The organism is Okeania sp. SIO2C9 (assembly GCF_010672455.1).
Taxonomy (GTDB): domain Bacteria; phylum Cyanobacteriota; class Cyanobacteriia; order Cyanobacteriales; family Microcoleaceae; genus Okeania.
In genome coordinates this window covers 5,376-17,642 of record NZ_JAAHGO010000044.1, presented here as the reverse complement: position 1 = coordinate 17,642, position 12,267 = coordinate 5,376, and the positions used below count along the sequence as shown (strand labels likewise).

Genomic DNA, 12,267 nt, shown 5'->3' with positions numbered 1-12,267 from the left:
GGGCTGCTGATACAAATAATTTTAATAATTTTAATAATTTTAAGATGGTTACAGAAAAGGATATTTCGCAAATTCTAAAAATACCATTTTTTATGGTAGTTTGTCCACGTTCAGGCACAACTTTGCTTCAAATTCTTATAGATGCCCACCCGAATATTATTATTCCTTCAGAAAGTCATATTTTTGAACGTTTTTCCGATATATTCGACTATTATGGAGTTCTACAAAAAGACTCTAATCTTTACCTTTTTGTCAAGCATATTCTACAGGATCTATGTATAAAAGAGTGGGGTTTAGGAATATCAGTAATCGATTTTTGCAAGCAACTTAAAATTACCTGAGTAAAGGGTGTCATTTCCTTGCTTTTTGAACTTTATGCTCAAAAAGCAGGTATGAACTTTGGGGAGATCAGACTCCACAGCACATACGATATTTAAAAGAAATTCATAAATTATTTCCAGAGGCAAAATTTATCCATATAATACGAGATGGCAGGGACGTAGCCGAATCGTTGAAAAGAGTTTTTCTTGGTCCAAAAAGTATCTATGGCATAGCACATAGATGGAGAGAATACGTTATTACTTTTGACGAATTCAAGAAAACTATAAATTCCGATCAATTCCTAGAAATTCATTACGAAGATTTAGTTCTAGATTTAGAAAATCAGTTAAAGAAAATTAAATATTTTCTTGAAGAAGACTATGAAACTGTAAACCTAAATCTGCCAGAAACAGAAAGGAGAATGTTCTATTGTCAATCAGATCCTCTTTGTTGATTCCCTCAATAAACCTATCTCTAACCAAAAAGTAGGTATTTTTAGAAAAAAACTTACAAAGCGAGAAATTGAAATTCTTGAGTCTATTGCAGGGGATGGTTTAAAGATTTATGGGTATCAATTAGAAACATCTGGAAAGACTGAAATTGGAATACATGAAAAAACTATTTTCTTCATAGAAGACAATGTATTTCGCTATGTGCGTAAACTTTTTATACCGATTTTAAGGAAACAGATTAAGTATCAAGCTCAGTTAAAAATTAGAAAAATCTCTATGTTAATAAGGAATAAAATGAAGAATTTAAACTGATGTTACTCTCAAAAAGTTTTCTTGTCTTATTCCAACTCTTATTTTGGGTATCCCATTAAATTTAGTCCTCAAAAGCAAATTTTATAGATAATGATTTGATTCCAGTGTACACTGAAGGTGAGAAAAATTATGTCACCTTTTCTGAAAAAAGAGTAAAGCGATGCAGCGCCGCCAAAGGGGGTTTCCCCCATGAGCGACTGCATCAAGACAAAGAGGAATGCAATCGTACCGTAAGCATTGGATCCATCAATGCTGATGTTAATGGTTTTCTAAACATAATGAGAAAAGTAGTCCTAAATGTCTTTGACCATGGGATAGAGAAGCCAGTAGGCCCTTGCGGGTCTCCCGACAGTCACGCAACTGCCATGGTGTTGTAGCTCCTCCGAAGGAGGCACTACGCTAACACGAGCGTCAGGGTAACACCTGCGATCCGAAGGATGTGTCATATTTTAATTTTTATGAACTATGAAAGCTCTCCTATCGACATTCTCCTAGTATCTATGCTATGATAACAGAAGCAACCCTAGCTCTCTCCTTCATTTTTTTATATAGTTCTAGCAGAGGTATTTGCGAGTGCAGTTGCTCAAGCAACTATTCTTTACTCTGTTGATTAAATTTGGATTTCCTATTCTGATGACTTGTGAAGTAGCTGCAAATCCATTAGAAGCTAGCTACTAAATCCACTATTAGGTTCCTTTTTCTCGAAGAATTTCTTTCTTTACCCATTCTCTTAGTTCTAGTGCCTATTGCACAATTACTAGGTTTTGAGGAAAATAGTTGAATAGCTTTCTACTAAGTTCTTTATCTACAAGTAGTGGGTGCAGCAATAGCTACTTTAGGACGCGTGATTATGACGATGTGGTTCATCAATATGAAAAGCGCTGTAAACCCTGGTATAGCTTAGGAATAATGACTACAAGTATAGTAGCTATTGTTTTTTTGATGGTTCCCAAGCAATTACTCAAATATAGATAGCATAGATACTAAAAAATAAATTATGAAGACTTACTTTATAAAAGGAAATTTATTCAAAATTAGAGTTGATATATTCTTATTTTTTCTATTGTTTCTGAGTAGTGGATGCACTCAAGTATCAAGTTTACCCTATTCTTCTATTAAACCTCAGATCATAGAATTAGATTTACCTGCTGAAGATGAAAGAGTAGGAGGAATAATTACAGCAGATATCAATGATGATGGTCAGAAGGATTTTATTATTACCAAACCAGGCCATATCGTAGTTTATCAGGGAAATGGGCAAAAACTCTGGGCAAAACAGATCGATATTCAAGTGAGCAAACAATCTGAGAGGAATGGATTACCTGGATGGCACGGACCAGGAGTACAAGCAGGTGATGTAGATGGAGATAGTAAAACAGAAGTATTATTTTTAACTAAAGATAATACTCTTCACATTGTTGAGGGTGAAAGAGGAAAAACCAAGAAAACTATTACGCTGAAATCACCACCAGGAACAGAAAGGTGGGAGCACTTAGTAATTACTAATTTTCGTGGGCAAGGCGATAGGGATTTATTGCTGCAAACCACCAACTCAGAAAGATATCGCATGGGACGCTTTTTAGCCGCCTATGCAATAGATGACTTGCTGAAAAAAGAAGACCCCCAACCTCTATGGACGAGAGATGACTTTGTAGCTAATGCTCATAATGGGGCACGAGTAGCAGACTTGAACGGAGATGGCAAAGATGAAGTTTTGGGTGGTACCCTGATTTCACCAGATGGAGAAATACTTGTTCAAATTCCTCTCAAAGGCAAAAGTCATGTTGATTCCATTTTTGTTGCTGATGTGCGTCCAGATATTCCTGGATTAGAGGTACTAGCTTTGGAAGAGCGTGGTGATAATCGAGTTTTTCTATATAATCGCGATCGCTTAATTTGGGAGACTCACTACAAAAATCAAGAACCTCAAAATGCTGCTATTGGGAATTTTGACAATCGTCCAGGATTGGAAATATGGTGTCGCAGTCGTTACAATGAACATCAGAAACCTTTCATATTTGATGCCCAAGGTCAGCTAATCGCCAACTATAAAATGGACGATGTTGCGCCTAGAGGTTGGACAGTCAGAGGTCTAGAAGTTATCTTTACTATTGATTGGACAGGAAGAGAAAAACAGTTAGCTGCTGCTAAAGAACGCCATGAATCAGGAGACGTAGGAATTTTCGATCCTTTGAGTGGAGAATTTCTCTACAGGTTCAAAGAAAAAGCCGATCGCCTCTATGTAGCGGATGTATCTGGAGACTGGCGAGAGGAGTTGATTGTTGTTAATGGGAATAAGCTGCATATTTACAGTAACCCCGAACCGAATCAAAATCCGAATCGCCCTAGATTATGGTCTCAAAATCATTACCTTCGTAGTAAAATGACTTGGAATTACTATAGTCCATAAGTTACTTAATTGTTATAAACATATATGAATACAACTACTCACAAAGAAAAATTTTACTGGAAACAATGGGTGCCAATTGCTTTAATTCTATTATTGGCTACTGGATTATATCTCTACGATCTTGGTGAAGAAAGCCTTTGGCGAGATGAACTGATTAGTATACATCGCGCTAAAAATCTCAAATATTTTTTTTTCCTAGTTCCACGTCCTCTCTACCCTACTCTCCTAAATGGCTGGATGATGTTTGGTGACAGCGATATTTGGTTACGGGGCTTATGTGTTATTTTTACTCTGGGTAGTGTCTTTTTAATTTATCAACTTGGGTGTCGTCTGGTAAGTAAACCTGTTGGTTTAATCTCAGCCCTGATCCTAACCTTGTCGCCTCTATTTATCAATCATGCTCAAGAAGTCCGAATGTATGGACCTAGCACTTTTTTTGGATTACTTGGTACTTTAGCTTTAGCTTCTGCTTTAGAATCTCCAAATAAATTTTCTATTGGTGGTTGGGTGATCGCTCGATGGTTAGCTATTATCTCTACCCCACTAAATTTACTCTTATTACTACCAGATACAGTTTTATTTGCTTGGAAATTTCGTAAACAAAAACGGTTATTATTAAGTTTTGGTATAGGGTTGATAGTAATTTTTCTCTTGTGGTCTCCTTGGTTAATAAATGTAGCTCGAGATTCATCGGTTTTTGTAGGGGGAATTAGACAAGTTGAGACCGTAGACCCAAATTTAGCCAGGAAGTTTAAACACCCAGGCCCAGATATATTTAAAGTGCTATTCCAAGTTACTAAATTTACTACTTGGTATCACGCCAGACGACCAGCTTCAAACTTAATTTACGGTTTTTATATTTTTTACTCAGTGATAACCGTCTCTCTGATAGGTTTAGCAATTTTTGAAAAACGAAATGTACAGAAAGTTGGTTGGGCTGCTGCCTGGGGATTTTTACCTTTAATTCCAATCTTCTTATTTTCCCATATTTCCCGCTCCCTTTGGGTAAATCGTTATCTAATGTTTACTGCTCCCTATATTTTTATTATCTTGGCAGTAGGTTTTCTGGCAGTTTGGCGTCGCTGGAAAATAGGAGCAGTGGCGATCGCTCTCATATATTTTGTTGCTGTAGGGGGGGTATTAAAGCGCTATTACACAACACAAAGTCGAGGAAATTGGCGGGATGTTTTCCAACTAATTCAAACTAATGAACAGCCTGGAGATCTATTTGTTTGGGTTGGTGGTTGGAGAATTGATATAGCAATAGAGCATTATTATCGGGGTTCTGCCAATATTGTTCACAAAAACCTAAGCGATCTAGAAGATCCTCAAGCTTTAGAAAGCTGGATTCAAAGCTTACCACAAACCCCATCTCGGATCTGGTTATTGTTAGACCTTTCACCCAGTGTATTGTCTGCAATTGAAAAACAATTTGAGATTCAAATTAAGCAACAACAACATGAAACAAGCGATCAAGCAGATGTCCTTTTAGTTGTACCTCGAAAAAAATATTATGAAAGAAAAGATCTGGAATCTTACAAAAAATAAAGCTAAATCAGATTTATAATCTCTACTCGATCATGGTAGCTAGCTTAATAGGTTTAGCATTTTTTGAAAAACTAAATTTATATAAGCTTGGTTGGGCAGCTGCCTGGGGATTTTTACCGTTAATTCCAATATTCTTGGTTTCTCAAATTTCTCGTTCTTTGTGGGTAAATCGTTATCTTCTGTTTACTGCCCCTTATATTTTTATCCTTTTGGCAGCGGGGATTATGGGGGGTTGGCGTCGGTGGCGAATGCCGGCAGTGGCGATCGCTCTCATATATTTTGTTGCTATTGGTGGAGGGTTGAAGCGCTACTATACAGTGTTAGATCGAGAAGATTGGCGGGGTATTGTCCAATCTATTCAAAGCAACGAGCAGTCTGGGGACATAATTGTTTGGAAAGTTGGTCATCAGACAATTCCCAGAGCACTGAATCATTACTATGGTGGTTCTGCAACTATTGAGGTGAGAAATGTTGGACCTGAAGATGATCCTCAAGATGTAGAACGTTGGCTTCAAAGTTTACCAAAAACTAAATCGCGCATCTGGCTAGTATATACTTATCCATCACCTACTTTAGTATCAGCTATTGAAAAACAATTTAAGGTTGAACAACGTCAGAAAATTGCTCCAGTAGATATTTTCTTACTTAAACCCGGTACTTCTGAGATATAGAATAAGCGATATCAAGTTGAGTTTTTTTATGGGCTATTTCTCTAATTAACTCTTGTTTTTGGGAAATAGTTATAGATTTTTTTGATTTTATCAATATCAATATTAATTAGTGAAATAAAAAATTTAATCCGTGTTGATTGTGATACAAATTATGCTAAAGTTTATCAGACCTAAGCTATTATTCACTATATTTATTTCATTACTTATTTTTCTATACATTTCTAATGTAAAACTACAGAAAGTTTCTGCTCAATTTATTTCATCACCCGAAGTTAACGCCTTAGATGATAGTTTAAATAAGCCTAGTGTTTCTTCTTTTATTAAATCAGGATTTAATTATAGTCAACAACTCTACGGCGAGCCAAGAATAGCAGTAAAAAAAGTAAATTTACGCTTACATACAAGTCCTTTAGCTTCACTTGATAATGCAAATCAAGGTGAGTTTACTATCTATTTAAGTCGTAAACCCTCTGAATATGCTTTTCACGGACAGTTAAGTCATGAAATTTTTCACTTATTAAATGCGCAATTACTTGATTGTTATGTAGAGGGTATGGCTACTGTTTTTGCCGAGAAAATATTAACTCGTAATAACTTAGATTGGAGTGGGTGGGAAACATATTTTCAAAAAGGTTCCGAACCTTTTTACAGCTTGACTTACTCTATGATGAAAGAAGTTAGTGAAACAGCAGGTTCAGCAAATATGAGTCGTTTACTTGACTTTGCTGTTAATAATAAGGCTAATAAAAAGTGGATGTACATTGATATTGATGGATGGTTATCTTCAATGTCTGATTATGTAAAAATTGAAGTAGAAAAAGTGATTAATAAATATATTTATCAAGTTAAACCAGTAGTTGGATCAAAGAATAATATGTATACTTGTTTAGCACCTGGAAAAAATTGATGAATATGTTCGACAATTAATAATTAATAATTTTGTAAATATACCAGCGCTCATTGCTATATAATAAAAGCATACACCAAATTAAAGTAAATATGCGAACCGCCTACCAGTACAAGCTATTACCCAACAAAGAACAAATAGCCACAATAGAAATGTGGTTAGAATTGTTGCGTCGGCAGTACAACTATAGGTTAGGAGAGCGGTTTTCGTGGTGGGAAGAAAATCGTTGTCCAGTTAACGCTTGCCCTTTGGTGATGCCAATTCCTCAACTAAGAGATAATCCAGATTATTACTCTCAAAAACGAGATTTAGTCAATACCAAAGATAAGTTTCCTGAATACAAGCTAATTCATTCTCAGGTATTACAAGACTGCACAAAACGGGTAAAACTTGCCTTTGATAGATGGTTTAAGGCAGACAAAAATGGAGATAAATTAGGGAAACCAAGGTTTAAGAGAAAAGGACGTTATCGAAGCTTTTGTTATCCTCAAATCAAGCAAGACTGTATTGAAGGAAACAAGATAAACTTGCCCAAAATTGGTAAGGTAAAGTTGATTCAGCATCGACCAATACCAGAAGGATTTCAAATTCAAACTGTTACTATTAGTCGCAAAGCTGATGGTTATTATGTGACGCTATCCCTAGAAGATAAGTCGGTTCCTCAGTTCACAACTGAAGTTAAACCTACTTCAGAAAATACTTTGGGGATAGACATGGGGTTAAAAGACTTTTTGGTAACAAGTAACGGAGAGTCGGTTCCCATTCCTCAATATTATCGCTCATCTCAGAAGCGATTAAAGACTCTACAAAAACCCTTATCCCGTAAAAAGAAAGGTAGCAAAAGATGCTTAAAAGCTCTTCTAGCTGTGGCTAAACAACATAAAAAGGTAGCTGATAAACGTAAAGATTTTCATTTCAAAACAGCCAATGAATTGTTATCAAAAGCTGAAGTTATTGCCCACGAAAACTTAAACATTAAAGGGCTAGCAAAAACCCGTTTGAGTAAATCAATTAATGATGCTGGATGGGATCAATTCCTGTCTATTCTTGCTGTCAAAGCCGTTAGCGCAGCTCCTCCGGAGGAGGCAAATGCTGGACAGAAAACCATAGCAGTGAACCCCAAAAATACTAGCCAAGATTGCTCAAATTGTGGGGAAAAAGTCCCTAAAGAATTAGACATACGAACTCATTCTTGTCCGCATTGTGGCATATTAATAGACCGCGACTTAAATGCGGCGATAAATATCAAAAATAGGGCGGTAGGGCATTCCGTCCTTAAAGCTCGTGGAGCCCGACGGAATACCGGGGCTACGAAACGAGAAGCCCATACTATAGCGTCAGCTTAGTGTGGGAGATGTCACTCAAAAGAATGAGAAATGACCGAGTTAACCAAAATCATCAAAGATGGCTACATCTAATACTTCTATGTAGTTGGATACTTCTAGGTATTACCCTGCGTGGGACAAACTTAGCTGACAAGTCTGCCTCATCTATCGAAATTGCTACATTGGGTTATAGTCTAGGCAATAGCTTTTTTGACCTACCTTTAGATCGAGTTATTAGTCTAGACCAATTGCTGTCACCCTTACAATTTGAGTCAACTTCTACTCCTACCGATGTCATTCATCATCTACTGGGTGAAGATAATCATCCTCCACTCTATTTTGTACTAAATCATCTGTGGTTTAAATTATTCAGCACTGATGGAGAATTGGTTTCTCTGTGGGTGGGGCGATCGCTCAGTGCTATTTTTGGTGTAATTGCTATTCCGGCAATTTTTGGCTTGGGTTGCTTGGCGTTTTCTCCATTAATAGGTCATATAGCAGCAGCATTAATGGCAATTTCTCCTTATGGCATTTACCTCGCCCAAGAATCTCGTCATTACACTTTAACTATTTTATGGATTATTGCTTCTGTAACTTGTTTGACAGCAATAATGCCCTATCTTCAAAAACGCAAGATATTTCCGATATGGCTAGGCTTTCTTTGGGTTATAATTAATAGTTTGGGAATTTCCACTCACTATTTTTTTGCCTTGGCGTTGACTGCAGAGGGATTAGTTATTGCTTGGTTTTGGTTGAGAGATATTCAAAACCTATTTCAACGCTATTGGTGGCGAATTTATTTGGTTGCTCTGGGAACGTTTATTGCTGGTTTGGTTTGGTGGCCTATTGTAGGTGGTATTGGCAACAGTCAACTTACTGACTGGATATCAACTAGCTTTGAGCTTGATGAAATTTGGCATCCTATTCCTCGCTTGTTGGGTTGGGTATTGACAATGGTATGGCTTTTACCCATTGAAGGGACAAGTTTATTTGTGACTATTTTATCTGGAGTGACACTTTTGGTTGTGTTGGTTTGGGTTGCTCCTGGTTTATGGCGAGGTGGGAAAGCACAGATGAATGATATTGATAAGCGTTTTTATTTTCAGGTTTTTGTCGGTTTTTTTGTAGGAGCGATCGCTTTATTTTTACTTATTATTTACGGTATGGGTAAAGATTTATCTCTTGCTGCTCGTTACCATTTTGTTTATTTTCCTATTGTAATTATTTTATTGGCAGCAATATTGGGAAAGTGTTGGGATAATTTGGAAGATCGGTCGGAAGGGAAATTTTTTTTTCTGAGAAGGAGAAAGGTTTTCAATTTTTCCAATTAAGAGATTTTTTACAGAAGTTGGGAAGTAGGAAAATCAAAGAGGAAGGGGCAACAAAAAAAGATTTAATTTTGGCAAATTTAAAACTGATTAATAAAAGAGTTGTAGTGGTTGTTTTGTTGATGGGTTTATGCGGTGGGTTAACGGTGATCAGTAATTATGGCTATCAAAAATCACGGCGTGCAGACCTTCTAGTTGAGGCAATTAAAACACAGTCTAAAATCCCGTCTTTAATTGCTACAACTTATCAAACTCATGCTGAAATTCGGGCTTTAATTGCACTGGGTCTGGAATTTAAACGTCAAGAAGAGAAAATCAATATTTCTAGTTTTTTTCAACCTCAATTTTTATTAATGAAAAGACAGCAAGAACAAAGATTAACTTCTGATTCAGCTTTAGCTAAATTCCTGTCTCAAACACCACGACCTCTAGATTTATGGGCAGTTAATTTGAAGGTGGAGGGAAGGGATTTAGAAACTTTCGATTGTCGGAAATATTCTAGTCCTCTACCTAAAATTAATGGTTATCGTTATAAGTTGTATCATTGCCGTTAATTTTGGTTAGGGAGTAGGGAGTAGGGAGTAGGGGAGTGAGGGAGAAGTAAACATAAGAGTAATCAATACTAACTAGCTAATTATGGCGATAAAGAATACTATTTACCCCTACAAATTGTGCTTTAAAAGTCAATTTGTGTAAGTCTTGTTTAAATTGGTATAACACCTAATACTTTCTTCTTTAGGATGCTTTATTTATCTCCAAAAAAAATCACTATATTTCAGTTATTAAGGCTATGGATAGTGTAGCACTATAGTTTTGAATTTATACATATAGTGTTTTTGGATAATTCCTATTTATATGACTATTAATATAGCATTTCTCAAATTACTGAGGTAAATTTATTTTTCTTCTTTTCTATTCTATTCTATTCCCTACTCCCGGGCAACAAATGAATTTTGTACGTCATCAGCATGGGAATTGCTATATCAGTCAGTTTCATTACCGAAGTTGGAATAAGTTTTAAAAAAGTCATAAAATGGTAAGCATTCAGCTGTCAGCTATTAGCTATCAGCCATTAATTTTGTGTAAGTTTATTAATGAATAATGGATAATTACCTCTGCTTAAAACCGTTCTTGATTGAATATAAGGAAATATTATTTCTTTTCTCTTGGTCGATTGGATATGGCGAGGAGACCTAGCCATCCCACCCTTCGGGAAGCTGCGAAGATCGACCGCTTTTTTCCCTTGAAAAGGGGGACTAATAAAACTGAATTATTTAATTAACAATTATTAATTATTCGGTAAAAGCAACCTTTGAAATTGAGTTTGAATAAAAAGTTACTGCCAAAGTCCCCGGACTAAACCTGAGAAGTAATTATTCATTACTAATTGCTGTTTGGGTAGCATTCCGTAGGAATAGCTGACTGCTAATAGCTGAATGCTTGCATAAAATGAGATATTCGATCACTCAATTAGATTAATAATTTTTGGCAACAACAGAGAAATTATCATCAAAATTCTCTATATATTTGTAGTCAATATTTATGAAACTGTATTATCGTTCGGTATTCAATCAGATATGATATAAATCCATACTTAACACCTAAGACCTACCACTTACCACCTTCTTCTTTAACATGATTGATTTATCTCCAAAAAGAACCATTATATTTCTAATGTTTATTGTTATTGGCTTAACAATTGCCAGTATTACCGGGCAGTTTTTTCAATATTATGCTTTCTCTAATTCTGCCGAATTGATTGAAAAATTTAATGTAGATGGAGAATATACAATTCCTTCATTATTTTCATCTTTTAGTTTATTTTTTTGCTGTGTCATTCTGGGAATAATTTCTCATAAAAAATGGCAACAGAAGGATAAATATGTTTGGAAGTGGATAGGTCTATCTGTCATATTTTTCTATCTAGGAATTGATGAAACAATTAGCTTGCACGAACAATTAATTCATCCTTTGCGAGATATGCTGAATGCAACTGGAATATTTTATTACACTTGGGTAATTCCAGGATTAATATTAGTTATGACTGTTCTATTTATTTATCTAAAATTTCTTCAATCTCTGCCTAAAAAAATAAAATATCTATTTTTTCTCGCTGGAATATTTTATGTTGGAGGTGGAATTGGCATGGAAATGGTTGGTGGATATTACGCTTATTTGTATGATACTAATAACTTTTTTTATGAAATATTGGTAACCATTGAAGAGTTTCTTGAAATGTTAGGAGTTGTGATCTTTATTTATGGGCTTTTGTGCTATGACAGGCAACAGGCAAAGGGCAACAGGCAACAGTAGAAAAAACATTTCCCTGCCTAAGCTTCATGATCAGTAATATGATTTATTTATCTCCAAAAAGAATCATTATATTTCTAATATTTATTGTTATTGGCTTAACAATTGCCAGTATTACTGGGCAGTTTTTTCAATATTATGCTTTCTCTAATTCTGCCGAATTGATTGAAAAATTTAATGTAGATGGAGAATATACAATTCCTTCATTATTTTCATCTTTTAGTTTATTTTTTTGCTGTGTCATTCTGGGAATAATTTCTCATAAAAAATGGCAACAGAAGGATAAATATGTTTGGAAGTGGATAGGTCTATCTGTCATATTTTTCTATCTAGGAATTGATGAAACAATTAGCTTGCACGAACAATTAATTCATCCTTTGCGAGATATGCTGAATGCAACTGGAATATTTTATTACACTTGGGTAATTCCAGGATTAATATTAGTTATGACTGTTCTATTTATTTATCTAAAATTTCTTCAATCTCTGCCTAAAAAAATAAAATATCTATTTTTTCTCGCTGGAATATTTTATGTTGGAGGTGGAATTGGCATGGAAATGGTTGGTGGATATTACGCTTATTTGTATGATACTAATAACTTTTTTTATGAAATATTGGTAACCATTGAAGAGTTTCTTGAAATGTTAGGAGTTGTGATCTTTATTTATGGGCTTTTGTGCTAT

Annotated in this window: 10 protein-coding genes and 1 pseudogene; all 11 read left to right on the top strand. The window is 35.4% G+C overall.

Annotated features, from left to right (window positions below; translation table 11 throughout):
• The first annotated feature begins 44 nt into the window (after positions 1-44).
• Positions 45-341 carry a sulfotransferase gene (locus tag F6K23_RS42180; RefSeq protein ID WP_367267828.1) on the top strand — a complete coding sequence of 99 codons (297 nt, stop codon included), beginning with the start codon at positions 45-47 and terminating at the stop codon, positions 339-341.
• A 59-nt stretch (positions 342-400) separates the two neighbouring features.
• Positions 401-775, top strand: a pseudogene (locus F6K23_RS26535) (sulfotransferase); the annotation flags it as partial.
• 1,307 nt (positions 776-2,082) lie between these two features.
• The gene (locus F6K23_RS26530) at positions 2,083-3,495 is read left to right on the top strand and encodes an FG-GAP-like repeat-containing protein (protein ID WP_293161352.1); all 1,413 of its coding nucleotides are present in this window, start codon (positions 2,083-2,085) and stop codon (positions 3,493-3,495) included.
• 24 nt (positions 3,496-3,519) lie between these two features.
• Entirely contained in the window at positions 3,520-5,043 is a 1,524-nt protein-coding gene (locus F6K23_RS26525; RefSeq protein WP_293161351.1) for a glycosyltransferase family 39 protein, read from the top strand.
• Between the two features lie 32 nt (positions 5,044-5,075).
• Positions 5,076-5,714, top strand: coding sequence for a hypothetical protein (locus tag F6K23_RS26520; protein ID WP_293161350.1), 639 nt, complete (start codon positions 5,076-5,078; stop codon positions 5,712-5,714).
• 151 nt (positions 5,715-5,865) lie between these two features.
• On the top strand, positions 5,866-6,621 hold the full coding sequence (locus F6K23_RS26515) for a hypothetical protein (protein ID WP_293161348.1): 756 nt from the start codon (positions 5,866-5,868) through the stop codon (positions 6,619-6,621).
• A gap of 92 nt (positions 6,622-6,713) precedes the next feature.
• Complete coding sequence (locus F6K23_RS26510; protein ID WP_293161347.1) at positions 6,714-7,967, top strand: transposase; 1,254 nt, start codon at positions 6,714-6,716, stop codon at positions 7,965-7,967.
• Positions 7,968-7,975: 8 nt separating this feature from the next.
• Positions 7,976-9,277 (top strand): glycosyltransferase family 39 protein, encoded by a 1,302-nt coding sequence (locus F6K23_RS26505; protein ID WP_293161345.1) that lies wholly within the window; start codon positions 7,976-7,978, stop codon positions 9,275-9,277.
• 68 nt (positions 9,278-9,345) lie between these two features.
• Positions 9,346-9,828, top strand: a complete 483-nt coding sequence (locus F6K23_RS26500) for a hypothetical protein (protein WP_293161343.1) — start codon at positions 9,346-9,348, stop codon at positions 9,826-9,828.
• A 1,120-nt stretch (positions 9,829-10,948) separates the two neighbouring features.
• Positions 10,949-11,587: a hypothetical protein gene (locus F6K23_RS26495; RefSeq protein WP_293161341.1), complete on the top strand. Its 639-nt coding sequence runs from the start codon at positions 10,949-10,951 to the stop codon at positions 11,585-11,587.
• 38 nt (positions 11,588-11,625) lie between these two features.
• A partial coding sequence (locus F6K23_RS26490) for a hypothetical protein (protein ID WP_293161339.1) occupies positions 11,626-12,267 on the top strand: 642 nt, incomplete at its 3' end.

What these genes read in the sequence shown, in the direction of transcription:
- F6K23_RS42180 (WP_367267828.1), top strand. Translation starts at nt 45, where the DNA reads ATGGTTACAGAAAAGGATATTTCGCAAATTCTAAAAATACCATTTTTT.
- F6K23_RS26530 (WP_293161352.1), top strand. Translation starts at nt 2,083, where the DNA reads ATGAAGACTTACTTTATAAAAGGAAATTTATTCAAAATTAGAGTTGAT.
- F6K23_RS26525 (WP_293161351.1), top strand. Translation starts at nt 3,520, where the DNA reads ATGAATACAACTACTCACAAAGAAAAATTTTACTGGAAACAATGGGTG.
- F6K23_RS26520 (WP_293161350.1), top strand. Translation starts at nt 5,076, where the DNA reads ATGGTAGCTAGCTTAATAGGTTTAGCATTTTTTGAAAAACTAAATTTA.
- F6K23_RS26515 (WP_293161348.1), top strand. Translation starts at nt 5,866, where the DNA reads ATGCTAAAGTTTATCAGACCTAAGCTATTATTCACTATATTTATTTCA.
- F6K23_RS26510 (WP_293161347.1), top strand. Translation starts at nt 6,714, where the DNA reads ATGCGAACCGCCTACCAGTACAAGCTATTACCCAACAAAGAACAAATA.
- F6K23_RS26505 (WP_293161345.1), top strand. Translation starts at nt 7,976, where the DNA reads ATGTCACTCAAAAGAATGAGAAATGACCGAGTTAACCAAAATCATCAA.
- F6K23_RS26495 (WP_293161341.1), top strand. Translation starts at nt 10,949, where the DNA reads ATGTTTATTGTTATTGGCTTAACAATTGCCAGTATTACCGGGCAGTTT.